Source organism: Polaromonas sp. P5_D5, assembly GCF_054049435.1.
On sequence record NZ_JBFUMJ010000002.1, the window covers coordinates 572005 to 596830 of the forward strand.

20 protein-coding genes are annotated in these 24826 nt (G+C 61.4%); 14 read left to right on the forward strand and 6 right to left on the reverse strand.

Annotation, left to right across the window (positions count from 1 at the left end):
• Window positions 1-174: 174 nt before the first annotated feature.
• Window positions 175-1566 (forward strand): class II fumarate hydratase, encoded by a 1392-nt coding sequence (gene fumC / locus ACXJKE_RS09395; protein WP_457280320.1) that lies wholly within the window; start codon window positions 175-177, stop codon window positions 1564-1566.
• Window positions 1567-1628: 62 nt separating this feature from the next.
• On the opposite strand, the gene ACXJKE_RS09400 is transcribed toward fumC, so the two are convergent.
• Window positions 1629-1949, reverse strand: coding sequence for a hypothetical protein (locus ACXJKE_RS09400; protein WP_457280321.1), 321 nt, complete (start codon window positions 1947-1949; stop codon window positions 1629-1631).
• A gap of 227 nt (window positions 1950-2176) precedes the next feature.
• Between ACXJKE_RS09400 and oxlT the strand changes: the two genes are divergently transcribed.
• On the forward strand, window positions 2177-3511 hold the full coding sequence (oxlT, locus tag ACXJKE_RS09405) for an oxalate/formate MFS antiporter (protein WP_457280322.1): 1335 nt from the start codon (window positions 2177-2179) through the stop codon (window positions 3509-3511).
• 144 nt (window positions 3512-3655) lie between these two features.
• Entirely contained in the window at window positions 3656-4849 is a 1194-nt protein-coding gene (gene nhaA, locus ACXJKE_RS09410) for a Na+/H+ antiporter NhaA (protein WP_457280323.1), read from the forward strand.
• 18 nt (window positions 4850-4867) lie between these two features.
• On the opposite strand, the gene ACXJKE_RS09415 is transcribed toward nhaA, so the two are convergent.
• Window positions 4868-5482, reverse strand: a complete 615-nt coding sequence (locus ACXJKE_RS09415; RefSeq protein WP_457280324.1) for a YqhA family protein — start codon at window positions 5480-5482, stop codon at window positions 4868-4870.
• 149 nt (window positions 5483-5631) lie between these two features.
• Here ACXJKE_RS09415 and acs point away from each other — a divergent pair, with 149 nt between their 5' ends.
• On the forward strand, window positions 5632-7629 hold the full coding sequence (gene acs / locus ACXJKE_RS09420; RefSeq protein ID WP_457280325.1) for an acetate--CoA ligase: 1998 nt from the start codon (window positions 5632-5634) through the stop codon (window positions 7627-7629).
• A 185-nt stretch (window positions 7630-7814) separates the two neighbouring features.
• On the opposite strand, the gene ACXJKE_RS09425 is transcribed toward acs, so the two are convergent.
• Complete coding sequence (locus ACXJKE_RS09425) at window positions 7815-8129, reverse strand: c-type cytochrome (protein ID WP_457280326.1); 315 nt, start codon at window positions 8127-8129, stop codon at window positions 7815-7817.
• A 124-nt stretch (window positions 8130-8253) separates the two neighbouring features.
• On the opposite strand from ACXJKE_RS09425, the gene ACXJKE_RS09430 reads away from it, so the two are divergent.
• Window positions 8254-8499 (forward strand): TIGR04438 family Trp-rich protein, encoded by a 246-nt coding sequence (locus ACXJKE_RS09430; RefSeq protein ID WP_457280327.1) that lies wholly within the window; start codon window positions 8254-8256, stop codon window positions 8497-8499.
• Between the two features lie 127 nt (window positions 8500-8626).
• On the opposite strand, the gene ilvD is transcribed toward ACXJKE_RS09430, so the two are convergent.
• Window positions 8627-10327 carry a dihydroxy-acid dehydratase gene (gene ilvD / locus ACXJKE_RS09435; RefSeq protein WP_457280328.1) on the reverse strand — a complete coding sequence of 567 codons (1701 nt, stop codon included), beginning with the start codon at window positions 10325-10327 and terminating at the stop codon, window positions 8627-8629.
• Window positions 10328-10460: 133 nt separating this feature from the next.
• On the opposite strand from ilvD, the gene ACXJKE_RS09440 reads away from it, so the two are divergent.
• The gene (locus ACXJKE_RS09440) at window positions 10461-11432 is read left to right on the forward strand and encodes a LysR family transcriptional regulator (protein ID WP_457280329.1); all 972 of its coding nucleotides are present in this window, start codon (window positions 10461-10463) and stop codon (window positions 11430-11432) included.
• Here ACXJKE_RS09440 and ACXJKE_RS09445 read toward each other — a convergent pair.
• On the reverse strand, window positions 11419-12012 hold the full coding sequence (locus ACXJKE_RS09445; protein WP_457280330.1) for a DUF4124 domain-containing protein: 594 nt from the start codon (window positions 12010-12012) through the stop codon (window positions 11419-11421). The two genes, ACXJKE_RS09440 and ACXJKE_RS09445, sit on opposite strands and share 14 nt — an antisense overlap.
• A gap of 91 nt (window positions 12013-12103) precedes the next feature.
• Here ACXJKE_RS09445 and lgt point away from each other — a divergent pair, with 91 nt between their 5' ends.
• From lgt to ACXJKE_RS09480, 7 genes are all read left to right on the forward strand, one after another.
• Window positions 12104-12940 carry a prolipoprotein diacylglyceryl transferase gene (gene lgt, locus ACXJKE_RS09450; RefSeq protein WP_457280331.1) on the forward strand — a complete coding sequence of 279 codons (837 nt, stop codon included), beginning with the start codon at window positions 12104-12106 and terminating at the stop codon, window positions 12938-12940.
• 303 nt (window positions 12941-13243) lie between these two features.
• Window positions 13244-13912: a GntR family transcriptional regulator gene (locus tag ACXJKE_RS09455; protein WP_457280332.1), complete on the forward strand. Its 669-nt coding sequence runs from the start codon at window positions 13244-13246 to the stop codon at window positions 13910-13912.
• On the forward strand, window positions 13909-15387 hold the full coding sequence (locus tag ACXJKE_RS09460; RefSeq protein WP_457280333.1) for a malonyl-CoA decarboxylase domain-containing protein: 1479 nt from the start codon (window positions 13909-13911) through the stop codon (window positions 15385-15387). Before ACXJKE_RS09455 ends, ACXJKE_RS09460 begins: the two co-directional genes overlap by 4 nt.
• A 62-nt stretch (window positions 15388-15449) precedes the next feature.
• Window positions 15450-17576, forward strand: a complete 2127-nt coding sequence (locus tag ACXJKE_RS09465; RefSeq protein WP_457280334.1) for an alpha/beta hydrolase domain-containing protein — start codon at window positions 15450-15452, stop codon at window positions 17574-17576.
• 55 nt (window positions 17577-17631) lie between these two features.
• Window positions 17632-18615, forward strand: a complete 984-nt coding sequence (locus ACXJKE_RS09470) for a Bug family tripartite tricarboxylate transporter substrate binding protein (RefSeq protein WP_457280335.1) — start codon at window positions 17632-17634, stop codon at window positions 18613-18615.
• A 7-nt stretch (window positions 18616-18622) separates the two neighbouring features.
• Window positions 18623-19453: an enoyl-CoA hydratase/isomerase family protein gene (locus ACXJKE_RS09475; protein WP_457280336.1), complete on the forward strand. Its 831-nt coding sequence runs from the start codon at window positions 18623-18625 to the stop codon at window positions 19451-19453.
• Entirely contained in the window at window positions 19440-20972 is a 1533-nt protein-coding gene (locus ACXJKE_RS09480; RefSeq protein WP_457280337.1) for a malonate--CoA ligase, read from the forward strand. The genes ACXJKE_RS09475 and ACXJKE_RS09480 overlap by 14 nt, the downstream gene beginning before the upstream one ends.
• Window positions 20973-20981: 9 nt before the next feature.
• Here ACXJKE_RS09480 and ACXJKE_RS09485 read toward each other — a convergent pair whose 3' ends face one another.
• Window positions 20982-23117 carry an acyl-CoA dehydrogenase gene (locus ACXJKE_RS09485; RefSeq protein ID WP_457280338.1) on the reverse strand — a complete coding sequence of 712 codons (2136 nt, stop codon included), beginning with the start codon at window positions 23115-23117 and terminating at the stop codon, window positions 20982-20984.
• A 512-nt stretch (window positions 23118-23629) separates the two neighbouring features.
• Here ACXJKE_RS09485 and ACXJKE_RS09490 point away from each other — a divergent pair.
• Complete coding sequence (locus tag ACXJKE_RS09490) at window positions 23630-24793, forward strand: extracellular solute-binding protein (RefSeq protein ID WP_457280339.1); 1164 nt, start codon at window positions 23630-23632, stop codon at window positions 24791-24793.
• Window positions 24794-24826: the final 33 nt, after the last annotated feature.

Here is a 24826-nt window from a genome sequence, read left to right on the forward strand (position 1 = left end):
GTCGTTATGAGGGCGTTTCGGGGAAATTTCGGGCAAACCCCGCAATTATCCGCCCTTGGCGGGCAACTCGGGCATGTCGGGCGAGAGGATCCAAAACCCTTCAGATGAGAATCTTTCTCGTCTGCAGTCATACTAGGACTCTTAACCATCTTTTTTGACGCGCAGGATATTTCCATGACGACAAGCAGCACGCGCACGGAGCGCGATACCTTTGGCCCTATCGAGGTGCCGGCCAACAAACTCTGGGGTGCGCAGACGCAGCGCTCGTTGCAGAATTTCGACATCTCGGGCGAGCAGCAGCCACGTGAAATCATCAAGGCGCTGGCGCAGGTCAAGCGCTCATCGGCCAGGGTCAACCATGCGTTGGGCCTTCAGGACGAGAAAAAAACCAAAGCCATCGTGGCCGCAGCCGACGAGGTGATCGCGGGCGGGCATGCGGACGAATTCCCCCTGGTGGTATGGCAGACGGGCTCCGGCACGCAGACCAACATGAATGTCAATGAAGTGCTGGCCAACCGCGCCAGCGAAATTCTGGGCGGCGAGCGCGGCGAGGGCCGCCTGGTGCACCCCAATGACGATGTCAACCGCAGCCAGTCGTCCAACGATGTGTTTCCTACCGCCATGCATGTTGCCGCTGTAGAGGCCATGACCCACAAGCTCCTGCCAGCGATTGCGAAGTTGCGCGCGACGCTGGCGCAAAAAGCCAAAGACTTCGACAGCATCGTGAAGATTGGACGTACCCATCTGCAGGATGCGACACCACTCACCCTGGGCCAGGAGTTCTCGGGTTATGTCGCGCAGCTTGACCACGGCGAAAAGCATGTGCGTGCCGCCTTGCCGCACCTGTATGAACTGGCGCTCGGCGGTACTGCCGTTGGTACGGGGCTGAATGCACCGAAGGGGTATGCGGAGCAAGTGGCGGCCGAACTGGCCACGCTGACAGGCCTGCCTTTTGTGACCGCACCCAACAAGTTCGAAGCGCTGGCCTCGGTCGACGGCCTGGTGCATGCGCACGGCGCCCTCAAAACACTGGCAGCCAGCATGATGAAGATTGCCAACGACGTGCGCTGGCTGGCCAGCGGCCCGCGCAGCGGCATCGGCGAGCTCAGCATTCCCGAGAACGAACCTGGCTCGTCCATCATGCCGGGCAAGGTCAACCCGACGCAGAGCGAAGCCGTGACCATGTTGGCGGCGCAGGTGTTCGGCAACGACGTGGCCATCAACTTCGGCGGTGCCTCGGGCAACTTCGAGCTCAATGTGTTCCGGCCCATGGTGGCGCACAACTTTTTGCAAAGCGTGCGCCTGCTGGCCGATGGCATGGTGAGCTTTAACGACCACTGCGCCGTCGGCATTGAGCCGAATCGCGAACGCATCGCCGAGCTGGTTGACCGCTCGCTGATGCTGGTGACGGCACTGAACACGCACATCGGCTATGACAAGGCCGCCTTCATCGCCAAAAAGGCGCACAAGGAAGGCAGCAGCCTGCGCGATGCGGCACTGGCCTCGGGCCATGTCACGGGCGAGCAGTTTGATGCCTGGGTGCGGCCTCAAAACATGGTGGGCTGACGCCGGCCGCAACCCGGTTCGGCGGTGGTTGGCTGATGGTTTGAAGAGGCCAAGGGTTTACCCTATGATTGCTTCTGTAGATGCTCACGCAACAAAGGAAACTCATGACCGCTTTCGCCCTGTATCTGAAAATTGCCCAACCCGCCGTCAGGGCGCGCGCACGCCTTGTGCTGCGTGAGTTGCTTGCTGCTACGCCTCTGCATATTTTTATCAGCGCGCTGCGGCCCCGCTAATTGTTGCCGGGCGGTTTGCGCCGCCATCGATAGACCGCGTGACGCGGTTGCTTTTCTCTCTCTCGTTTTTTTTTCAGTGCCTCCCAGGCCCGATGCAACGCCGGGCGTTTGCTGACCCTCGAATTGCGTGTTCAGGCTCAGCTCGGCCATTACCCGCACACCCTCGTCTTGTGAATTGAATCCGTCGCAGAAACCGGGGGGTAACGCTGCATGATTCTTTCAATCAGCTTTCGTTTTTTTCGCGTTGCGTAAAGTTTTTTCCAAACTTGATCGCGATCAAGCGGGCTTCGAAATGCGCGCTCTCACAATCCGCCCACAACAACAGCATCAGCGATTGCAAACGCAATTTCCACGGCATACAACGACAGGAGACTTTCATGACACACGCCAATACGGCCACCCCCGCGCCATCGAACGCTCATCGCTGGATACAGCTTCTCTTGGGCATCGTCTGCATGGCGATGATTGCCAACCTGCAATATGGCTGGACCCTTTTTGTCAATCCGATTGCCGACAAGTACGGCTGGAGCAAGGCCGCCATCCAGGTTGCTTTCACGATTTTTGTGTTGACTGAAACCTGGCTCGTGCCGATTGAAGGCTATCTCGTCGACCGTTTCGGGCCACGTCCGGTGGTCATGGTCGGCGGCATTCTTTGCGGCGTGGGCTGGGTTATTAATTCCTTTGCCGATTCACTGATGCTGCTCTACATCGCTGCTGCGATCAGTGGCGTTGGCGCGGGTGCGGTGTACGGTACCTGTGTCGGCAATGCCTTGAAGTGGTTTCCGGATCGCCGAGGCCTGGCTGCGGGTCTCACGGCTGCAGGTTTTGGCGCGGGCTCCGCGCTCACTATTCTTCCGATCTCGGCCATGATCAAGGGCAGCGGCTACCAGTCTGCCTTCCTGTACTTCGGGATCATTCAGGGCGTGATCGTATTTGTCGTGTCGTTCCTGTTGACGCGGGCACCGGCGAACCTGGCCAAGAGCGGCTCGATCTCCACGATCAATGTGCAGCAGAGCCGGCGCGACTACACACCGTCCGAAGTCCTGCGTTCACCGGTGTTCTGGGTGATGTACGTCATGTTCGTGATGGTGGCGGCCGGCGGGCTGATGGCTACGGCCCAGCTCGGACCTATCGCCAAGGATTTCAACGTCGGCGACGTGCCCGTCAGCATCATGGGTCTGGCGCTGCCGGCGCTCACATTTGCCCTGGCCATTGACCGCGTGCTTAACGGGCTCACCCGTCCGTTCTTTGGTTGGGTGTCGGACCAGATCGGCCGTGAAAAAACGATGCTGATCGCCTTTGGCATCGAGTCGGTGGGCATCCTGGCTCTCTACCAGTTTGGCCACAACCCGGTTGCCTTCGTGGTACTGACGGGCATGGTGTTCTTCGCCTGGGGCGAGATCTACAGCCTCTTTCCATCAACCTGCGCCGATACCTTTGGCTCCAAGTACGCCGCATCCAACGCCGGCCTGCTGTACACCGCCAAGGGCACGGCGTCGCTGCTGGTTCCGCTGTCCAGCGTGCTCACGGCGATGACGGGCAACTGGCACGCCGTGTTCATTGTCGGCAGCGTCATGAACGCGATTGCTGCCCTGATGGCGTGGTATGTGCTGCGCCCGATGCGGCGCGCCGAGATGGAAAAGGCTGTGCTGCCGGCGGCCGCCTCCGGCAAGGCTGCCAGCTTCGGTCATCTTCCGCAGTCCGCGCAATAAATAGAGTAGAGGTCAGGGCTTGCGGTCCGATGCATTCAGTGGCGCTTGGCCGCAATGGCTGACATCACGGCTGAGCCATGAGCTGCGGCCTCCGCTGTGTGGGAGTACCTGCCTGCCAGGCTGCGTCTCTGGGACAATGGCGGCATGCTCAAGTTTGTCTACCGCACACTGAACCAGTTCATCAATTCGCAGTCGCTTTCGGGCGTGGTGCTGGCGCTGGCCGCTGTGGCGGCGCTGGTACTGAGCAACTCGCCATGGAGTGAGACTTACAACCGGTTTGTGCAACTGCCAGGCGAACTGCGGGTGGGCGGTGATCTGCTGGTGCTTTCCAAGTCGCTACTGCATTGGGTCAATGACCTGTGGATGGCGGTGTTTTTCTTTCTGGTGGGCCTGGAGATCAAGCGCGAATTGATCGAGGGCGAGCTGGCCTCGCGTGCACAGGCGCTGTTGCCGGCGGGCGCTGCGTTGGGCGGCATGGTGGCGCCGGCGCTCATCTACATGGCGATCAATGCCGGCGACCCGGTCGCGATGCGCGGCTGGGCGATTCCGGCCGCCACCGACATTGCCTTTGCGCTGGGCATCCTGGTGCTGCTGGGCAGCCGCGTGCCGGCATCGCTCAAGGTGTTTTTGACGGCTGTCGCCATCATTGATGACCTGGGCGCCATCCTGATCATTGCGTTTTTCTACACCGAGGGTTTGTCGGTGATGGCGTTGGTGGCCGCCGCGATCGGTGGGTTGCTCTTGCTGGCCTTTAACCGGGCGAAGGTGATGGTTGTAGGGCCCTACGTGGCAGTGGGCCTGGTGATCTGGCTTTTCGTCTACAAGTCGGGCATTCATGCAACGCTGGCGGGCGTCATTACCGCGCTGGCGATTCCCCTTTCAGACGGCAAAGGCGGCTCGCCGTTGAAAACCGCTGAGCACGCGCTGCACCCCTGGGTGGCTTTTGCGGTGTTACCGATGTTTGCGTTCGCCAATGCTGGAGTGTCGCTTCAGGGGGTGACCGTCGGAACGCTTCTTCAGAGCGTGCCCTTGGGTATCACGGCAGGCCTGCTGGTGGGCAAGGCGGTCGGCGTGTTTGGGGCTTCCTGGCTGCTGATTCGCTTTGTCGGTGCACGCCTGCCCGCCGGCGCTGGCTGGAGCCAGTTTTTTGGTGTCTGCCTGCTGTGCGGCGTGGGCTTTACCATGAGCCTTTTCATCGGTGCGCTCGCATTTGCCGGCCAGGATGCGGCATACGAGACGCAACTAAAGCTGGGTGTGCTGTGCGGTTCGTTGTTGTCAGGGGTGCTGGGTGCGGTGATGCTGATGCGCGCCAGCACCCCAAAAAAGGCGCCGGACTAGCTGTCCGGCGTGGCTCGCTTAGTGCTTTTGCGCGGCGATGGCGGACATGATCTTGTCGGTGTAGGCGATCGCAATCGCCGACAACAGGAAGGTGATGTGGATCACCGTTTGCGCAATCAGGACCCTGTCGGTGTAATTGTCGGCGTTAATGAAGGTCTTCAGCAAGTGGATGGAGCTGATGCCGATGATGGCCGTTGCGAGCTTCACTTTCAATACCGAGGCGTTCACGTGGCTCAACCATTCGGGCTGGTCCCGATGGCCTTCGAGGTTCATGCGGCTCACAAAGGTTTCGTAGCCGCCCACGATCACCATGATCAGCAGGTTCGAGATCATGACCACGTCGATCAGCGCCAGCACTACCAGCATGATGACCGTCTCGTTGAGCGACACGATGGGCGTGGAGGTCTTGTAGCCGATGCTGGTGATCAGCGACTGCAGTGCGGTCTGGCTGCCGAAGGCGGCTTCAATCAGGTGCCACAACTCCACCAGAAAGTGCAGCACGTACACGGCCTGAGCGGCGATCAACCCGAGGTACAGCGGCAATTGCAGCCAGCGGCTGGCAAAAATCAGGTTGGGCAAGGGGCGCAGGGGCGAAATTTTGGCGGGGGTGGGGGATTGGGTGGATTCAGTCATGATGGCGTAAGCTGGGGGTTTGCGGCATTGTAGGGGGAGCGCAGGTACCCCCTGAATTGCAGAAGTTGTAAGGTTCAAGCCAGTCAGTGGCTTGTAAGTGCGGCAGAAGACAGTACCACGCATTCAGTGACAAACAGGAGACAAAACCAATGAGCGCCCCTTCATCCGCGATCGAATCCACCCTGGTTGAAAATCGCATCTTTCCGCCGACACCAGCCACCGTAAAGGCCGCGCGTATTTCGGGTATGCCGGCTTACCAGGCGCTGTGCACCGAAGCCGAGAAGGACTTTGAAGGGTTTTGGGCTCGCCTGGCGCGCGAAAACCTGAGCTGGAAGAAGCCATTCACCCAGACACTGGATGAGTCCAATGCTCCGTTCTACAAGTGGTTTGCCGATGGTGAACTCAACGCTTCCTACAACTGTCTGGACCGCCATCTGGGCACACCGGTCGAAAACAAAAAAGCCATCATCTTTGAAAGCGACGACGGCAAGGTCACCAACGTCACTTACAAAGAATTGCATGCCAGGGTCAGTCAGTTTGCGAGCGCGCTGAAAGGCGCCGGCATCAAAAAGGGCGACCGCGTCATCATCTACATGCCAATGACGGTCGAAGGCGTGGTGGCCATGCAGGCTTGCGCGCGCATAGGCGCCACGCATTCGGTGGTTTTCGGCGGCTTCTCGGCCAAGAGCCTTCAGGAGCGTATTCAGGACGCCGGCGCCGTGGCCGTTATTACCGCCAATTACCAGTTGCGTGGCGGCAAAGAGCTGCCGCTCAAAGCCATCGTCGATGAAGGCATCGCCATGGGCGGCTGCGAGTCGATCAAGAACGTGATCGTCTACCAGCGCACCGCCACTGCCTGCAACATGGTGGCCGGCCGCGACAGCCTGATGCACGAGATCACCGCCAAGGCGGCACCGGTGTGTGAGCCCGAGTTCGTCGGCGCAGAGCACCCGCTTTTTATCCTTTACACCTCGGGCTCGACCGGCAAGCCCAAGGGCGTGCAGCACAGTACCGGCGGCTACCTGCTGTGGGCCAAACTCACCATGGACTGGACCTTCGACATCCAGCCCGCCGACGTGTTCTGGTGCACCGCCGACATCGGCTGGATCACCGGCCACACCTACGTGGCCTACGGCCCGCTGGCTGCCGGCGCAACGCAGATCATCTTTGAAGGCATACCGACCTTCCCGAATGCGGGCCGCTTCTGGCAGATGATCGAAAAACACAAGGTCACGATTTTCTACACGGCGCCTACGGCCATCCGTTCATTGATCAAGGCCGCCGAGGCTGACGAGAAGGTGCATCCGGCCCGCTCAGACTTGAGCAGCCTGCGCATCCTGGGCTCTGTTGGCGAGCCGATCAATCCCGAAGCCTGGATGTGGTACTACAAGAACGTGGGTGGCGAGCGTTGCCCCATCGTCGATACCTTCTGGCAAACCGAAACCGGTGGCCACATGATCACGCCGCTGCCCGGCGCTACGCCGCTGGTGCCCGGCAGCTGCACGCTGCCATTGCCCGGCATCATGACCGCCATCGTCGACGAAACCGGCAAGGATCTCCCTAATGGCGCAGGCGGCATGCTGGTCGTCAAGCGGCCCTGGCCCTCCATGATCCGCACGATCTGGAACGATCCGGACCGTTTCAAGAAAAGCTATTTCCCCGAAGAAATGGGCGGCACGATTTACCTGGCCGGCGACGGGGCAGTGCGCAATGTCGACAACGGCTACTTCCGCATCACCGGCCGCATCGATGACGTGCTGAATGTGTCGGGCCATCGCATGGGCACCATGGAAATCGAATCGGCACTGGTAGCGCACTCTACGCTGGTGGCCGAGGCCGCCGTGGTGGGGCGGCCCGATGACTTGACGGGCGAAGCCATTGTGGCCTTTGTAGTGCTCAAGCGTTCACGCCCGACGGGTGAGGAAGCCAAGGCGATTGCCAAGGAGCTGCGCGACTGGGTGGGCAAAGAAATCGGCCCGATCGCCAAGCCCAAGGACATCCGCTTTGGCGACAACCTGCCCAAGACCCGAAGCGGCAAGATCATGCGCCGCCTGCTGCGCGGCATCGCCAAGGGCGAGACCATCACCCAGGACACCTCGACGCTTGAAAACCCTGCCATTCTCGATCAGCTGTCTGAAAAGCAGTGATCGAGAACGTGGCGTAGCCGCGTCAGCGAAGCTGGGGCAGGGTTGGGGGACACTCATATCGCGAAGCGATGTGACGTGGCCACAAAACCCTGCCATTCTCGATCAGCTGTCTGAAAAGCAGTGATTTGAAGCGGCATAAAAAAAGCCCGTCAATGACGGGCTTTTTTTGGGCCAGAAGCCCTCGGTTATTTCTGGGTCAGGATCCAGGCAACCAGCTTTTTGGCTTCGTCTGGGCTTACCTGGGCGTTGGCTGGCATGGGCACCGGGCCCCAGACGCCTGAACCACCCTTGATGACTTTGGCGGCCAGCTTGTCTGCTGCGTCTTTTTGCCCTGCATATTTGGCTGCGACATCCTTGTAGGAGGGTCCAACCAGTTTTTTGTCAACGGCGTGGCAAGCCATGCAGTTTTTTGCGGTTGCCAGTTGCAGATCCGCCAGTGCAGGGGTTGATACTGCAAAAACTGCAGCCATGGAAGCGATGACCGAAAGAATGCGTTTCATGGATTGTCCTCGTGGGGAGTTGTGGATTCGGTTACAGTCAATTAACGTCATTGTAGTGGTGCCGGTTGACCCGGGTTTCAAGGGTTGACCCGGCCAAACCACCACACATTCAGAGGAGTTACAGATGTTTTTTCTATTGGTTGGAATTGCTGCATTGGCACTGAAGTATCTCGAAATCGGTCCCGTTGCTACATTGAGCTGGTGGATTGTGCTTTCTCCATTCGCGCTTGCAGCCCTCTGGTGGTGGTGGGCGGATGCATCGGGCTATACCAAGCGTAAGGAAGTGGACAAGATGGACAAACGCAGGCAAGACCGCATCGACAAGCAGCGTGAAGCCATGGGCATGCTTTCGGCGAAGAAAAAGAAATAGCTGATACAGCGCAACTAGCTAAGACGCCAGTCAAGTTACCCGGTTTTCGCAACTGGCAGCTGGCCCCAAAGCAAAGAGCCCGTGAAGTCTGTAACTTCACGGGCTCTTTGCGTTTCAGCGGATCAAATCAATAGTCGTCCAGCACCGCACCCTTGCTGGCACTTGATGCATTGAAAGCGAACTTGGCCTGGACGCCCCGGGTATAGCGTGGCGCAGGGGCTTTCCAGCCGACCTTGCGTTTAGCCAATTCGGCGTCACTGATATTCAGTTGCAACAGGAGTTGCTTCGAATCAATGGTGATCGAATCGCCTTCATTAATGAAGGCGATATTGCCGCCAGCCGCAGCTTCAGGCGCCACGTGGCCGACCACCATGCCCCAGGTGCCGCCCGAGAAGCGGCCGTCTGTGATCAGGCCCACGCTTTCGCCGAGGCCGGCACCGATCAGCGCGCCGGTGGGGGCCAGCATTTCAGGCATGCCGGGGCCTCCTTTGGGCCCGAGGTAACGCAGCACCATGACATCGCCGGCCTTGATCTTGCCGGCCAGGATGGCTGCCAGCGCGGACTGTTCGTCATCAAACACCCGGGCCGGGCCGGTCATGACGGGGTTCTTCAGGCCGGTGATTTTGGCTACGCAGCCTTCGGGCGAGAGATTGCCCTTCAGGATGGCCAGGTGGCCCTGCGCATACATCGGATTGTTGATGGGGCGGATCACGTCCTGGTCGGCGCGCGGCACCTCGGGTACATCCTTGAGCGTCTCTGCGATGGTCTGGCCGGAGATCGTCAGGCAGTCGCCATGCAGCAGGCCGGCGGCCAGCAGCGTTTTCATCACTTGTGGAATGCCGCCGGCGCGATGCAGGTCCACGGCAAGGTATTTGCCCGACGGCTTCAGGTCGCACAGCACTGGCGTACGCTGGCGTACGCGTTCGAAGTCATCAATGGTCCATTCGACGCCGGCTGTGTGGGCGATGGCCAGGAAATGCAGCACGGCATTGGTGGAGCCACCGGTGGCCATGATCACGGCTACGGCATTTTCAATCGCCTTTTTTGTGACGATGTCGCGCGGCTTGATGTCCTTCTTGATGGCTTCGACGAGCACTTTGGCCGACTCTTTGGCCGAATTCATTTTTTCGTCATGCGGGTTGGCCATGGTGCTGGAGTAGGGCAGTGAGATGCCCAGGGCCTCGAAAGCGCTGGACATGGTGTTGGCCGTGTACATGCCGCCGCAGCTGCCGGTGCCCGGAATGGCGCGGCGCTCGATTTGCAGCAGGTCTTCGTCGCTCATGCGCCCGGCGGCGTTTTCGCCCACGGCTTCAAAGACGCTGACGATGTTGAGGTCTTTGCCCTTGTAGGTGCCCGGCAGGATGGTGCCGCCATAGACGTAGATCGCCGGCACGTTGGCGCGCAGCATGCCCATCAGGCCGCCCGGCATGTTCTTGTCGCAGCCACCAACCACCAGCACGCCGTCCATCCACTGGCCCTGCACGCAGGTCTCGATGCAGTCGGAGATCACTTCGCGGCTCACGAGGGAGTACTTCATGCCCTCGGTGCCCATGGCCATGCCGTCGGAAATCGTGGGTGTGCCGAATACCTGCGCGTTGCCGCCAGCTTCCTCGATACCGGCAATTGCCGCGTCGGCCAGTTTTTGCAGGCCGCTGTTGCAGGGCGTGATCGTGCTGTGCCCATTGGCCACGCCGATCATGGGTTTTTTGAAATCGTCGGCCTCGTAGCCCATGGCGTAGTACATGGAGCGGTTCGGCGCGCGCGATTTACCCTCGGTGATGTTCCTGCTGCGTGGGTTGGCAACGATGTTGACGGTTTTGGTTTCCATGGGTGTCTCGTGGTGTTGGCTACTGTGGCTTGCCCGCGTTTGACCTTGGGCATTCATCGGGAGAAACAGAGTATGCGTGCTTTGATTGATTCTTTCCAATCCATTATTAATCATCTATTAATATGTATGGCATATGAAAGATATTCTCGGCACCACGGGCATGGCTTCCCGTAAACCGCCCTTGATCGAGCTTCGCCTGTGGCGTCAGTTTCTGGCAGTGGCCGAGGAACTTCATTTCGGCCGCGCTGCCAAAAGCCTCAACATGACCCAGCCGCCGCTCACGCAGGCCATTGCGCAGCTGGAGGCGCATTTGGGCCTCAGATTGTTCGACCGCACCAAGCGTAGCGTGCAGCTCACGACGGCAGGTGCTGCCTTGGTGCCCGAAGCGCGTGACCTGCTGACACGTGCCTTGGCTCTTCCGGCATATGCGCGCGCCAGCGCGGACGGCGAGGCCGGGCGCTTGCGGCTGGCTTTTGTGTCTACGGTCGGTTTTGAGTTGTTGCCGCGTTGGGTGCAGGCCTTTCGCGAGCAATACCCCAAGGTGCAGCTGGAATTGATAGAGGCGACCGGCGACGTGCAGCTGCAGGCTTTTGAGCGCGGAGAGATCGACGCGGGCTTCATGTTGCATTCCCCTGGTTTCGCGCCGCCAGGCCTGGCCTGCCGGCACATCAGCCAGGACCCGTTGGTGGTGGCGCTACCCGGGCAGCACTCGCTGGCAAGCAAGGCGACGCTAGCGCTCCCTGATCTGCTGGGCGAGCCTTTAGTGATCTTTCCGCGGCGAATCGTTCCGTCACTTTACGACGCGATTTTTGCGATGTATCACGCCGCAGGGCAATTGCCGCAGGTTGCCCAGGAAGCCATCCAGATGCAGACCATCGTGAACCTGGTATCCGCCGGGCTCGGCGTGGCCTGGGTTCCCGAGAGCGTGCGGCAGTTTCAGCGCCCTGGCGTGGTGTATCGCAGCCTGCCTGGTGGCAGGCCTTCCATGCGTAGTGGTGCACGGGGTGCTTCGGCCGTGGTGCCTGGCTGTGAGACCAGTCTGGTCTGGCCGCGGGCCAGCGCCAACCCGGCGCTTGCCCGCTTTATCACCTTTATCGGCGCATAGACCGCTCGAAGGCTTCTTCCCGTTCGCGTTGCCGGCGCGCCGCCACCGCACTTTGCTGCTGCTGCTTTTCCGCTGGGGTGAGTTCGCGCTGCTCCATTCTTCGTTGGGCTATTTCGCCGGCACTGCTGCAGCGGGCGCCGTGGGTGGCTTCGCAATTGGCAATGATCTGTTTGTCGGAGGCTTGCGCCTGGGTTTGGGCACCGCCTTTGCGCAGGCCGCCCAGTGCCGAGGGCATGGCCTGGCGCGATCCGCCGCTGGATCGGTCAGCAGCAGCCGCCCGCGCATTCGCTGCAGCGTTTTCCGCCGCCCAATCCTTGGGGGCTGCGGCGGCTCCTCCATTGCCATAAAGCACGCCGGGCACGCCTGTTACAGGTGTGCCGTCAGTGGATGCTGGTGCCGCGGCAGGGGCGGGTGCGCGGACAATGAGCTTTTCATTGCCACCGCCGCCGGTCGCACAGGGCGTTTGTGAAAACACCTTTTTGCCGGCTGAATCAAGGCATTGGTAGACCTGTGCCGCAGCGGGTTGGATGCACAACAAACCCAAGCCTGAAACAACGGTAAAACAGAATAAATGACGCATGGTGTGATCCTGTACGGCGTTGCTCCCAGTTTAAGCGAGCGGGCTCACTGTAAGCCCTTTCCTACGAGCCTCGCATGCAAAAATACGGCCCATGCTTATTCATCCGCAAATCAATCCGGTTGCCCTGCAGTTGGGTCCCCTGGCCATCCATTGGTATGGCCTGACATATCTGGCGGCTTTTGGCCTCTTCTTCTTCCTGGCTACGCGGCGCCTTCGCCACGAGCCCTATGCGTCCATCACCGGCCCCGGCGCCTGGTCGCGCAGGGACATTGAGGACATCCTGTTCCTGGGTGTCATGGGTGTGGTGGTCGGTGGGCGGCTCGGCTACTGCCTTTTTTACAAGCCCGGTTACTACCTGTCGCACCCGCTTGAAATCTTTTTTGTGTGGCAGGGCGGCATGAGCTTTCACGGCGGGATGCTGGGTGTGCTGGCCTCGCAATGGTGGTTTGCCCGTTCGCGCCAGCGGCCTTGGCTGCAGGTCATGGACTTCGTCGCGCCTTGCGTACCGACCGGGTTGGCGGCGGGGCGCGTTGGCAACTTCATTAACGGTGAGCTCTGGGGACGCTTCAGCGACCCTGCTTTGCCCTGGGGCATGGTATTTCCGGGCAGCGGCGCCATGCAGCCGCGTCACCCCTCACAAATCTATCAATTCCTGATGGAGGGCTTGTTGCTGTTCGTGCTGCTCTGGTTGTACGCGCGCAAGCCGCGTAAGGTGGGGCAGGTCTCCGGGGCCTTCCTGGTCGGCTACGGCGTGTTTCGTTTCATCGCCGAGTTTTTCCGTGAGCCAGACGACTTCCTCGGCATCCTCGCCCTGGGCATGAGCATGGGCCAATGGCTTTGCGTGCCCATGATCGCAGCGGGTGCCTGGCTCTGGGTGTGGGCTTCCCGGCAGGGTCAACCCCAAAAATCCATCGCAGGCAGCTATTGACTTGTGGCGATAGCTCCGGGCGTCAGGACTGTCTGGTGCCCTGAGCCTCTCGCTTCGGGGCGCTAGGGTTTCTCCCTGTCGTTTTCAGGCACAACTCACTTGTCTGACTGCTTTTTAACTCTCATAATTATGTGTAATTACTTGAAATTACCGCTGGAATTCTGAAAACTCCAGACGCTGCCGGGGCAGTTGTATGGAAGCAGGTGGATTTTTCGGGACGTGCCGGGCCACCGCAGTTGCCGGGTTCGGTGGATGTGTCGTGTATTTGGGTTCATTGCGTCAGCCGGTCAAAAGGGGTCTGTCATGCGTCTGGTCCAGAGTTCATTGCATCAGGAGGTCGCCAATACCCTGCGCGAGCAGATTTTTGCCGGCCAGCTGGCGCCCGGGAGTTTTCTGGACGAGGTGGCGCTATGCGAACGGCTGGAAATCTCCCGCACGCCACTGCGCGAGGCGCTCAAGGTACTGACCTCGGAAGGGCTTCTGCGCCACGAACCCCGGCGTGGTTGCTTTGTCAATGAGGTGACCGAGCAAGACCTGGACGACATTTTCCCGGTCATCGCCTTGCTGGAGGGGCGCTGCGCCTATGAGGCGGCACGCAATGCCACCGACGCCGATCTGGCTGCGCTCACTACTTTGCATGAGCGGCTTAACAGTCACGCCAAAGCCGGCCGGATCAATGACTATTACGCGACCAATTTCGCCATTCACGAGGCCATCATCCTGTTGGCCAACAACCGCTGGCTCGCGCAGGCGATTGCGGACCTGCGAAAAATATTGAAGCTTGCCCGGCTCCAGCAGTTGCACGCGCCGGGCCGGCTGGCGCAAAGTCTTTCAGAGCACATGACGGTGTTTGCGGCCCTCAAAAGCCGTGACAGCGAAGGTGCCGATGCCGCCATGCGCACGCACCTGACGCGCCAGCGCGAAGCGCTGCGTGACCTTTCCCGCAGCCAGCGCTCCAGGGTGGCCTCATGAGCGCCGCAGACTGGCTCAGCCGCAATGTTTCGCGGCTCACGGCAGGCGAAAAAGGCCTTACAGAAAAAACGGCCGCAGGGCAAACAGACCGTGCGCAAGCAGCTACAAAAAAGATAGCGGCTAGCGTCGAATTGCCCGCACGAAGCACGCATGAACGGCTTCTGGCAACTTTGAGCCATAAGGACGAAGCGCTGTCGCCGCGTGTACTTCGCCGCACCTTGCAGGAGTTGCAGGCCATCATTGATCCCCGCGTCAGTGAGGTGGAAGGCGGCCGGCGCGCCATGGCCATCGCGGCCTGGTACCAGGGCGCCACCCCGGCTCGCCGGCGCGACCTGTGGATGCTGATGAGTGAGCAGTTCGTCGCCAATCCGCAGAAGGTCAAGGCCGCGCAGGCGCAGTTTGCGGCTGCCGTGGGTACACCCGAAGAGGCCGTGGCCGAGGTGCGTTACCGCCGTGCCACAGTTTCGCCGCGCCGGCGTCTGCTGCAGCGCTTCAGCGTCTATCCGGGCGGCATCCAGTTCCTGGTCGAGATGCGTGCCGACATGCAGCCCAGCCTCAAGGCCGACAAGCGTCTGCTGGCGCTGGATGTCGAAATGGAATACATGTTCTCGACATGGTTCGATGTCGGTTTCCTTGACCTGCGCCGCATCACCTGGGATTCACCGGCGTCACTGATTGAAAAGCTGATCAAGTACGAAGCGGTCCATGACATCAAGGGATGGGCCGACGTCAAAAACCGGCTTGACAGTGACCGTCGCTGCTATGGCTTCTTCCACCCGCGTCTTCCAGAAGTGCCGCTGATTTTTGTCGAGGTCGCGATGGTCGAGACGATTGCGGGCGACATCATGCCTTTGCTTGATGAGCTGGCAGCGCCCTCGGACCTGAGCCGTGCGACCACTGCGATTTTTTACTCAATCAGCAATACGCAGGCCGGCCTGCGCGGCGTGAGCTTTGGCGATTCACTGATCAAGCGCGTGGTGGAGACCCTGAAAGAGGAGTTTCCCAAGCTCAAGACCTTTGCCACCCTTTCACCGATTCCGGGGTTTCGCAGCTGGCTGGGCAAGAACGCGGCGGCCATGCTGGAAACGCTGGGAGACAAGGAGCTTGCCGCCCTGGGCCGGGCGGTGGGGTTTGAGCCGCCCACTGCGGGGCACCTGCTGACCGCCGCAGAGAATCCGCTGGCTCTCAACGAAAAGTCGCCGGTGCGAAAGATGCTGCTGCACTGCGCCGCCCATTACCTGGGCCGGGCCCTGGAAGAGGGCAAGCCGCTGGATCCGGTGGCACGCTTTCATCTGGGCAACGGGGCGCGCGTAGAGCGCATCAACTGGGCAGGCGACCCGACGCCCAAAGGGCTCAGGCAATCGTACGGCCTGATGGTGAATTACCTCTATGACCTCAAGCGCCTGGACAAGCACCGCGCCTTGCTGGCCCAAGGAAAGGTGGCTGTGTCCGGCGCTATTGAATCGCTTTTGTAGTTTTTTGCAGTTGCAGACGAGCAGTAGACAGATGTAGACAGATAAAAACGAAGGAGACAGACATGAGACCCGTTCACCTGATGGGAAGGTTGGCGCTTGCGTCGCTGGCCGCCGTGTTTTTGCTGGGACATTCCGCCCAGGCCCGCGTCACGCGGATCGTGATTGACGAAACCGTTCCCCTGGCGGCAGACCTGTCAGGTGGTGTTGCCTTTGAACAGGTTGCCGGCCGCGCGTTCGGCGAGCTGGACCCCAAGGCGCCTGGCAATGCCATCATCCAGGACATTGAACTGGGCAAAGAGGCCGATGGCAAGGTGCGTTACGTGGCCACCTTTGTGTTGACCAAGCCGGTTGATTCGTCCAGGGCCAGCGGCCTGATGTGGCATGAGGTGCCCAACCGTGGTTTGCGCCGGCCCAATGTGGTGCAGGAGCGTGCGCTGGGTGACATCGACCTCACCAGCGCCTGGCAGGGCGACAACGCCGGCGCCACCATGGTGCGGGCCACTGCTGCGGTCGAGCTTCCCCACTGGCTCAAGGTGCCGGTGGCAAGAAACGCCGATGGCTCACCCGTCACCGGTGAGGTGTTTGGCCGCATCGTCAATCGCACCGGCCCGGGTTCGCAGCCGCTGATCGTGCAAACAAATCCTGTTCCGTACAAGCCAGTGAGCCTGGACACGCGCCAGTCGCGCCTGGTGTCGCGCACGGCTGAATCCACCCGTGGCGATGTGACCGGCGAGACAGTGATTCCTTCCACCGACTGGGCCTGGGCCAAATGCGATGCGGCCAATCCTTTTCCCGGCATACCTGATGCCACGCAGATTTGCCTGAAGAACGGCTTCGATGCCAGCAAGCTTTACCAGGTAGTGTTCAAGGCCGCCGACCCCTACCTGCTGGGCGTGGGCTTTGCCGCCTGGCGCGATATGGGGGTGTTCTTCAAGACGGCCAGGGCCGATGACGCCGGCACACCGAACCCGGTGGCTGGGGTGGTGACCCACAGCATTGGCCGGGGCGTCTCGCAGTCCGGTAACTTTCTGCGCGGCTGGCTGCACCTGGGCTTTAACCGGGACGAAGCCGGGCGCCAGGTGCATGACGGCCTCTGGCCCATCATTGCGGGCCGGCGCATCGCGCTGAACTTCCGCTGGGCCCAGCCCGATGGCGTGCTGGAGCTGTACCAGGCCGGCAGTGAAGGGCCGCAGTGGTGGGCACGCGCGGCCGACCCGGTGCGCGGTGGGCCGCCTGCCGGTATTCTTGATCGTTGCGAAGCCAGCAAGACCTGCCCGAAAATCGTTGAGCACTTTGGCTCGGCCGAGGTTTGGGCCCTGAAACTTACGCCGGAATGGGTGGGTACCGATGCCAGGGCCGACCTGCCTCTGCCTGCCAACGTGCGGCGCTATTACATTGCCAGCTCCAGCCACGGCGGCGGGGCAGGGGGCTTTGACACCAGCCTGCCGGGCGTGGGCCTTCCAACGGCAGGCGCCAGTTGTCCGGGCAACAATTTCGGCATGGGTGTGTTACCCGCCAACCCGGTGCCGCATACCGAAACCGTGAACGCGCTGCGCGCGCACTTTCGCAACTGGGTGATGCGTGGCGCCGAGCCACCGCCCAGCCGCTGGCCTACCCTAGCGCCGCGTGCCGGCGAGCCGCGCGGCTCGCTGGCGCTGGCCACCAAGGAAGGCATCGGCTTTCCCACGCTGCCGCAGTTGCGCCCCACCGTGCCCGAGCCGGACTTCATCATGCCGGTGCTTGACTATGACTGGGGCCCCGCGTTCAACCCTGCCGATGGCTCGGGCGTGGCATCCAATGCGCCGCCGCCCATCCGCCGGGTGCTGCCCATGCTGGCGCCGCGTGTGGACGCCGACGGCAATGAGCTGGGCGGCGTGCCGGTAGTGCTGCTCGAAGCGCCGCTGGGCACCTACCTGGGCTGGAACATCACGACGGGCGGCGCCCGGCCGTTCCATCAGGGACAAATCTGCAATTACGTGGGCGGCATGGTGCCCTTTGCCCGCACGGCGCAGGAGCGCAGTGCCAACGGCGACCCGCGCCTGTCGCTGCAGGAGCGCTACGGTTCGCACGAGGGCTATGTGGTCGCCGTGCGCAAGGCCGCCGACAAAGCCCAGGCCCAGGGTTTCCTGCTGGCCGAAGACGCGGTGCGCTTAATCAAGGCTGCCGAAGCCAGCGCGGTGCTGCGTTGAAGGCGATTTTTAACGAATATCATCCCGTAGTAAAACTTATCAAAGGAGACAAACCATGATTTCATTTAACCGGCGCGACGTCCTGCGCATCGCTGCGGCCAGCGCTGCAACCGCATCACCCCTGCTGCATGCGCAGTCAGCCTGGCCCACCAAGCCGGTGACGATGATCGTGCCGTTTCCAGCCGGCGGCGGTACCGATGCGTTCGCACGGCCGCTGTCGGCGCAGTTCGCCAAACTCACAGGCAAGCAGCTCATCATCGACAACCGCGGCGGAGCCGGCGGCACCTTGGGCGCGAGCATCGCCGCCAAGGCGCAGCCCGACGGCTATACGCTGTTCATGGGTGCCGTGCATCACACGATTGCGCCGTCGATGTATCCCAAGCTGGACTACGACATCGAGAAAGATTTTGTGCCGCTGGCCCTGATGGCCAATGTGCCGCAGGTGCTGGTGGTCAATCCCCGCAACATGCCGTTCGCAGACTTCAAGGCTTACATCGCGGCCGTGCGCAAGGCACCCGGCAGATACAACTACGGCTCCGCCGGTGCGGGTACTTCGCACCATCTGGCCGGGGAGCTCTTCAAGCAGCAAACCAAGACCTTCATCACGCACATCCCTTATCGCGGCGCGGGCCCTGCGCTGCAGGACTTGATTGGCGGCAACGTCGACATGATGTTTGACGGCCTGGGCTCTTCCGCCAACCACATCAAGGGCGGCCGCATCAAGGCGCTGATGGTGTCGGGCACGAAACGCAACCCGGCCTTCCCGGACGTGCCCTGCGCCGGCGAACTCGGCCTGCCCGACTACACCGTGACCACCTGGTACGGCATCTGGTCGCCCAAGGGCACACCAGCCGACGTGCAGGCACGCATCGTGGAAGACCTGCGCAAGGCCGCCACCAGCGACGAGCTCAAAGCCATCTGGGCCAACAACGGCGCGGACTTCGGCAACCTCACGCCCCAGCAGTTCGGCACGTTTGTGAGCAACGAGGTCAAACGCTGGTCGGCGGTGGTGAAAGCCTCCGGCGCCAAACTCGACTGACCCCTTGATGACCGGTGTCGTTTTACTGGAAGTGAAAGGCCCCGTTGCCTTTGTGACGCTGTCCCATCCCGGCAAGCTCAACGCCATGTCTCGCGCCATGTGGCGCGAGTTGCGCGCGGCGTTTGAGCGCATCCAGCAAAGCGCAGCGTTGTGTTGCGTGCTGGTGCGGGGAGAGGGCGGGCAGTTTTGCGCGGGCGGCGACATCTCCGAATACGCCGGCTTTCGCTTTGAAGAAGCGGGCCTGCGCGCGTTTCATGAAGACGATGTATGGGGCGGCTTGCAGGCCATGCTGGACTGCGACGTCCCCATCGTCGCGCAGATCGAAGGCAACTGCATGGGCGCCGGCGTTGAGATCGCCAGCTGCTGCGATATCCGCATTGCCGGCGATACGGCAAAGTTCGGTGCGCCCATCGCGAAGCTCGGCTTCCCGATGGCGCCGCGCGAGGCTGCGCTGGTGATGCGTGCCGCCGGAGAGCTGACCGCTCGGGAGATGTTGCTTTCGGCTGCCGTTCTGGGGGCCGCCGAGATGAAGCAGCGCGGCTTTCTCAACCAGGTTGCGCCAGGCCAGGACGTCGAGGCCCTGGTCATGGCGTGCGTGGATCGCACCTGTGCCCTTGCGCCTGGCGCCGCGCGCCTGAATAAACAGGCATTCAGGGCTCTGGCGCCCACTGGATCAGCGCAACCAGCTACTGATTTGATAGCAACAGCCTACCGTTATGCCCCTTCTGCCGAGCACCGCGAAGGTATTGCCGCTTTCACTGAAAAACGCCTGCCCCGGTTTGATCGCCGGGCGGCCGACATTCCAACCATAGCCAGCCTGACCCATGAAAAACCATAACCTGTTTGCAGCGCTTCGAGCCGCATTTCCTTCTTCGCTCAATGAAGTCGCCGTCGAAACTGACAACGGCCTCTGCTATTCGTGGCGCGACCTCGAACGCGGCACTGCGATGATGGCCAACCTGCTGGCCTCGCTGGGGTTACCTGAAGGGGCCAGGGTGGCGGTGCAGGTCGAGAAGTCGGTGGAAGCCATGATGCTTTACCTGGCGACGCTGCGCGCCGGCTATGTGTTTTTGCCGCTCAACACTGCCTACCAAAGCGCCGAGATCGAATACTTCATCGACAACGCGGAGCCGTCCGTGATGGTCTGCAGCAGCAAGAATTTTGGCTGGGTCAGCAAGATCGCCTTCAAGGCCGGCACGCAGAACGTGTTCACACTGGACGATGACCGCACAGGCTCGCTGCTGGACCGTGCGGCGCATTGCAGCGACCAGCATGAAGTGGTGACACGGCGGGCGGACGACCTGGCCGCCATCCTCTACACCAGTGGTACCACCGGCCGCAGCAAGGGCGCCATGCTTTCGCACGGAAACATGTTGAGCAATGCGCTGGTGCTCAAAGATGCCTGGGGCTGGAAAAAAGGCGATGTGCTGATCCATGCCCTGCCGATTTTTCATGTGCACGGACTCTTTGTTGCCATTCACGGTGCGCTCATCAACGGCAGCAAGATGATCTGGCTGGCCAAATTCGACCCCAAGCTGGTGGTGAAAAGGCTGCCCCAAGCCACGGTGTTCATGGGCGTTCCCACGCTGTATGTGCGCCTGCTGGCCGAGCCGGGGCTGACCCGCGAAGCCTGCCGCAACATGCGGCTCTTTGTGGCGGGGTCGGCGCCTTTGCTGATCGAGACCTTCAACGAGTGGAAAGAGCGCACCGGCCACACCATTCTGGAACGCTACGGCATGTCGGAAACCGTGATGCTCACGTCCAACCCTTACAAGGGTGCCGAGCGGCGCGGCGGTACGGTGGGCTTTGCGTTACCCGGTGTCAGCCTGCGAGTGCAGGACGAAGGCGGCGAGTCATTGCCGGCCGGTGAGATCGGCGGCATCCAGGTCAAGGGCCCGAATATTTTCAAGGGCTATTGGCGCATGCCGGAGAAGACAAAAGAAGAGTTCACCGCAGACGGCTACTTCAAGACCGGCGACGTGGGCAAGATCGACGAGCGCGGCTACATCGTCATCGTGGGCCGCAGCAAAGACCTCATCATCAGCGGCGGTTACAACGTCTATCCCGCCGAAATTGAAGGCTACATCAACGACATGCCCGGCGTGGCCGAAAGCGCGCTGGTCGGTGTGCCGCACCCGGATTTCGGCGAGGTCGGCGTGGCCGTCGTGATCGCCAAGCCGGGCGTCGTGCTTGAGGGAAGCAGGATTGTGAGCGAACTGAAATCGAAGCTGGCCAACTTCAAGATTCCCAAGCACTGCTTTGTGGTCAACGAGTTGCCGCGCAACACCATGGGCAAGGTACAGAAGAATTTGCTGCGTGAGCAGTACAAGGGATTGTTTACCCGGGCCGCGGCTTAAGAACAGGTTTTAAGGCGCAAAGTCGTCGACCTGGATCACCTTGTCGGCGGCGCGCAAATAAGCCAACGCCAGGTTCGGGCGGCTTGAGGCTTGCGCGGCGTGCTCCATGGACTGATTGCTGCGCACGGCCTTGTTCAGCGCCACGGTTTCTTCGCCGAGCTGCGTTGCCAGATCGAGCGCATCCATCAGGTCGCGCAGCCCGCCGCTGGTAGGCGTTGCCAAGTCAGGGCACAAGCGTTTCACCACGACGGGGTGGGTTCGCAGAAGTTTGGCCAGCTCCAGCAACTGAACATCCCGAAGCGGTGCCAGGCGTGTGCTGCGGTTCAGCACCAGCGCACCCACTACACGCCTTAGCGGCGAAGGAAAGTTGGCGTAGAGGGCCTCCAGCGTATTGCCGGCTTCATCGAGCTGCACGCGAATGGCCGCCTGCGCGACCTGCAGCATGGTCGTATCTTTGTCGAAGGCATAGCGCCAAAGGCAGGCGCTGGCCATGTAGAGATGGGCCAGCACATCGCCCAGCCTTGCCGACAGCAACTCCATGCGTTTGAGCTTGCCGCCCAGCAAGCCCATGGCCAGGTCGCAGGTCAATGCGTACTGGCTGCTCAAGCGGGCGATGAGTCGGGCTTCTTTTTCCAGGCCCGCGGGGGGCGAGCCTCGCAAGGGTGCGCCGGCGATGCTGTGCCAGAAGTTACGCAGCACGTGTCCGCCATGGCCGATCAGCGCTTCGCCCAGCGCCTGCGCATCGTTGCCCTGCACGGCTTGCATTTCCTTCATCACGTAGGGGTGGCAGCGCACCGCGCCTTGTCCAAAAATGATCAGCGAGCGGGTCAGGATGTTGGCGCCTTCCACGGTGATGGCAATAGGCGCGCCGCGGTAAGCCACCGACAGCAGGTTGGACGGGCCCTGGATGATGCCTTTCCCGCCCAGAATGTCCATGCCGTGGCTGACGGCGCGCCGCCCAGCTTCGGTCAGGTGCACTTTCAGGATGGCGCTGGCCACGCTGGGCTGCTCTCCTTTGTCGAGCACGGCAGCGGTGTAGCGGCGTGCGGCGTCCGTCGCATAGAGCTCGCAGGCCATCTCCGCAATCACGCCGGCAATGGCGTCGAAGCGGCCGATGGGAAGCCCGAACTGCTCCCGCACCTGGCCGTAACCGTTGGCGACGAAAAGAGCCGTTTGCTGCATGGCCGAGCCCAGCGCAGGCAATGAGATGGCGCGTCCTGCGGCCAGGCATTCCATCAGCATGCGCCAGCCCTGGCCGACCTGCTGCTCGCCGCCGATGATCCAGTCCATGGGGATGAAGACTTCACGGCCTTCGATGGGGCCATTCATGAAGGCGGCGTCCATCGGCCGGTGCCGCCTGCCGATCTGCATGCCCGGTTGCGGCACGGGAATCAGCGCGCAGGTGATGCCCAGGTTGCGCTGGCCTTCGGGCAGGGTTTCGTCCACCGCGTTGAAGGCCAGGCCGACCACGGTGGCGATGGGCGCCAGCGTGATGTAGCGCTTGGAGAAATCCACACTGAAGCCGCGCACCATGACGCCGTCGATCTCGCGCTCGGTGACAACGCCGCGGTCAGGGATGGACGCGGCATCGGAGCCCGCATAAGGCGAGGTCAGTCCGAAGCAGGGCAGGTCGCGGCCATCGGCCAGGCGTGGCAGGTAGTGCTCTTTTTGTGCCGCTGTGCCATAGCGCAGCAGCAGTTCGGCGGGGCCCAGCGAATTGGGCACCATGACGGTCACGGCGGCAGAAATATTGAGTGTGGCGATACGCGTCACTACCGTGGCATGGGCGTAGTGGCTGAACCCGAGGCCACCCCATTCCTCGGGAATGATCATTCCGAAGAAGCGCCTGCCGCGCATGAAAGCCCAGACCTCGGCTGGCAGGTCGCCGGCCTGGTCGATGGCGAAATCGTCCAGCAGTGCGCACAATGCCGTGACCTCGTTGTCCAGGAAGGCCTGCTCTTTGGCGCTCAGTACATTGGGTCCAGCGGCCAGCAGGGCATCAAAATGGGGTGTTCCCGAGAACAGCCGGCCTTCGAACCCGACCGTGCCCGCCTCCAGCGCTGCCCGCTCGGTGTCGCCCATGGCGGGCAGCGCGCGGGCAAAGGGCTTCATGGCGGCTTGGCCTAACCATTGGGTAAGTCCCATGGGTTTCTCCTGAGCTGAAAGTAAGGGAATTGCCCTTAGCGTATGCAGCGCGAGCCATTTGGGCAGCCGTCCTTGGGCGTATCTGGCTGTAGGCGAATTGGCCCAGATGCCGGGCTGCCGTGGAGGCAGGCCCCGGGGAGAAAAAGTTCCCGCGGCTTTAGGGCCTGTCATCATATAAATCGCCCCTGTGTGGCACCCGGAAAAGGTCGCAATCTAGGCGCGAAATGAAGCCGGGGTAGGCCCCCGGTGAGGCTTCGCAACGACGAGTGCGGCCTTTTCCGGGTGCCACCCGTAGGGCTGGGGCTGCAAGGGGCGCCTCGCGTTGTTGCAGCCCTTGACCGGGGGATACCCCGGTCGGCGGCCTGCGCCTAGCGCTGCGCCCCTTGCAGCCCCAGCGCGGGGGCGATTTATATGATGACAGGCTCTAGCCCTCTTATACAATTGCTCCGGTCTGATTTTTGCTTGAGTTTCCTGGTTTTTACTTCCAAGTTTTAAGAGGAGTTACGGACATTATGAAAAAGCATCTTGGCTATCTGGCGATTTCAACCATCCTGGCAGCTATGCTGGCCGGTTGCGGTAAAAAAGAGGAGGCGCCTGTCGCGGCCACTCCGGCTCCCGCAGCCAGCGCACCCGCCGCTGCCCCCGCCGAAGAAAAGGTGCTCAATGTCTACAACTGGCCTGACTATGTCGCCAAGGACATGATCGCCAACTTCGAAAAAGAAACCGGCATCAAGGTCAACTACCAGACCTTCGAGAACAACGAAGCCCTGCATGCCAAGCTGGTGGCAGGCAACACCGGCTACGACATCGTGGTGCCCGGCGCTGTATTCGCCAAGCCGCAAATCGACGGCGGCCTGCTCTCCAAGCTCGACAAGTCCAAGGTCGCCAACTACGGCAACCTCGACCCCGCCATCATGGAAAAGCTGGGCACCATCGACCCGGGTAACGCCTACCTCGTCCCCTGGGCCTGGAGCTTCACCACGGTCGGCATCAACAAGGCCAAGGTGACCAAGGCGCTGGGCTCCACCCCCATGCCTGAAAACGCATGGGACCTGGTGTTCAACCCGGTCTACACCGCCAAGCTCAAATCCTGCGGTATTGCCTACCTCGACTCGCCAACCGAAGTGCTGCCGCCCGCCATGCATTACCTGGGGAAAAACGCCTATTCGAACGACCCGGCCGACCACAAGGCTGCGGCCGAAATGCTGGCCAAGGTGCGTCCGCACATCCGCATGTTCTCCAGCACCATGATTGACGACCTGGCCGGCGGCAAGGCCTGCGTGGCACTGGCCTGGGCCGGCGACATCAACATCGCCCGTGCCCGAGCCCTTGAAAACAAGAGCGGCAATGACGTCGAGGCCCTGTTGCCCAGCACCGGCGGCCTGATCTTCTTTGACACGCTGGCCATTCCGAAGGATGCCAAGCACCCGAACAACGCGCTGGCCTTCATCAACTACTCGCTGCGTCCCGAGGTATCTGCATCTCTGACCAACGAGCTGGGTTACGCCACCGCCAACAAGGCCAGCCTGGCCAACGTCAAGCCAGAGATCGCCAAGGACAAGGCGGTATTTCCCGATGCGGACAATCTGAAGAAAATGGTGTCTCCGGCCAGCTTCAGCAACGAAGCGCGTGAATCCATGAGCAATGTGTTCACGGCCTTCAAAAAAGGCAAGTGACGTTTTACTGATCTCTGGCAAGCGCTGATTTCA

Bases quoted from the DNA above. Each gene is read 5' to 3' on its own strand.
- fumC (WP_457280320.1), top strand. From the start codon at position 175: ATGACGACAAGCAGCACGCGCACGGAGCGCGATACCTTTGGCCCTATC.
- ACXJKE_RS09400 (WP_457280321.1), bottom strand. From the start codon at position 1,949: ATGGCCGAGCTGAGCCTGAACACGCAATTCGAGGGTCAGCAAACGCCC.
- oxlT (WP_457280322.1), top strand. From the start codon at position 2,177: ATGACACACGCCAATACGGCCACCCCCGCGCCATCGAACGCTCATCGC.
- nhaA (WP_457280323.1), top strand. From the start codon at position 3,656: ATGCTCAAGTTTGTCTACCGCACACTGAACCAGTTCATCAATTCGCAG.
- ACXJKE_RS09415 (WP_457280324.1), bottom strand. From the start codon at position 5,482: ATGACTGAATCCACCCAATCCCCCACCCCCGCCAAAATTTCGCCCCTG.
- acs (WP_457280325.1), top strand. From the start codon at position 5,632: ATGAGCGCCCCTTCATCCGCGATCGAATCCACCCTGGTTGAAAATCGC.
- ACXJKE_RS09425 (WP_457280326.1), bottom strand. From the start codon at position 8,129: ATGAAACGCATTCTTTCGGTCATCGCTTCCATGGCTGCAGTTTTTGCA.
- ACXJKE_RS09430 (WP_457280327.1), top strand. From the start codon at position 8,254: ATGTTTTTTCTATTGGTTGGAATTGCTGCATTGGCACTGAAGTATCTC.
- ilvD (WP_457280328.1), bottom strand. From the start codon at position 10,327: ATGGAAACCAAAACCGTCAACATCGTTGCCAACCCACGCAGCAGGAAC.
- ACXJKE_RS09440 (WP_457280329.1), top strand. From the start codon at position 10,461: ATGAAAGATATTCTCGGCACCACGGGCATGGCTTCCCGTAAACCGCCC.
- ACXJKE_RS09445 (WP_457280330.1), bottom strand. From the start codon at position 12,012: ATGCGTCATTTATTCTGTTTTACCGTTGTTTCAGGCTTGGGTTTGTTG.
- lgt (WP_457280331.1), top strand. From the start codon at position 12,104: ATGCTTATTCATCCGCAAATCAATCCGGTTGCCCTGCAGTTGGGTCCC.
- ACXJKE_RS09455 (WP_457280332.1), top strand. From the start codon at position 13,244: ATGCGTCTGGTCCAGAGTTCATTGCATCAGGAGGTCGCCAATACCCTG.
- ACXJKE_RS09460 (WP_457280333.1), top strand. From the start codon at position 13,909: ATGAGCGCCGCAGACTGGCTCAGCCGCAATGTTTCGCGGCTCACGGCA.
- ACXJKE_RS09465 (WP_457280334.1), top strand. From the start codon at position 15,450: ATGAGACCCGTTCACCTGATGGGAAGGTTGGCGCTTGCGTCGCTGGCC.
- ACXJKE_RS09470 (WP_457280335.1), top strand. From the start codon at position 17,632: ATGATTTCATTTAACCGGCGCGACGTCCTGCGCATCGCTGCGGCCAGC.
- ACXJKE_RS09475 (WP_457280336.1), top strand. From the start codon at position 18,623: ATGACCGGTGTCGTTTTACTGGAAGTGAAAGGCCCCGTTGCCTTTGTG.
- ACXJKE_RS09480 (WP_457280337.1), top strand. From the start codon at position 19,440: ATGAAAAACCATAACCTGTTTGCAGCGCTTCGAGCCGCATTTCCTTCT.
- ACXJKE_RS09485 (WP_457280338.1), bottom strand. From the start codon at position 23,117: ATGGGACTTACCCAATGGTTAGGCCAAGCCGCCATGAAGCCCTTTGCC.
- ACXJKE_RS09490 (WP_457280339.1), top strand. From the start codon at position 23,630: ATGAAAAAGCATCTTGGCTATCTGGCGATTTCAACCATCCTGGCAGCT.